This is a genomic window from Paraburkholderia sp. SIMBA_027, from assembly GCF_046535315.1.
GTDB lineage: Bacteria > Pseudomonadota > Gammaproteobacteria > Burkholderiales > Burkholderiaceae > Paraburkholderia > Paraburkholderia tropica.
Genome location: NZ_JAWRWY010000993.1, coordinates 1 through 258, shown reverse-complemented (window position 1 = coordinate 258; position 258 = coordinate 1). Strand labels below are relative to the sequence as shown.

1 protein-coding gene is annotated in these 258 nt (G+C 68.2%); it reads left to right on the top strand.

Annotation, left to right across the window (positions count from 1 at the left end):
* A partial coding sequence (locus SB764_RS42075; protein WP_410867047.1) for a LysR substrate-binding domain-containing protein occupies window positions 1-258 on the top strand: 258 nt, incomplete at both ends.

Genomic DNA, 258 nt, shown 5'->3' with positions numbered 1-258 from the left:
GGATGCGCTGACCGAAATCCGCGAGACGGGCCTCAGCCAGCGCGGCGACGTGACGATCGCGTGCGTGCCCACCGTCGGCGTGCAGTATCTCCCCCGCATTCTGCGCGCGTTCTCCGGGCACCGGCCGCACGATCGCGTGAAGATCCTCGATCACGCGTCGGCGTCGGTGCTGCAAGCCGTGCTGCGGCGTGAAGCGGAATTCGGGATCAGCATCGCCGGCGACCAGCATCCCGAACTTGTCAGCGTGCCGCTCACGCA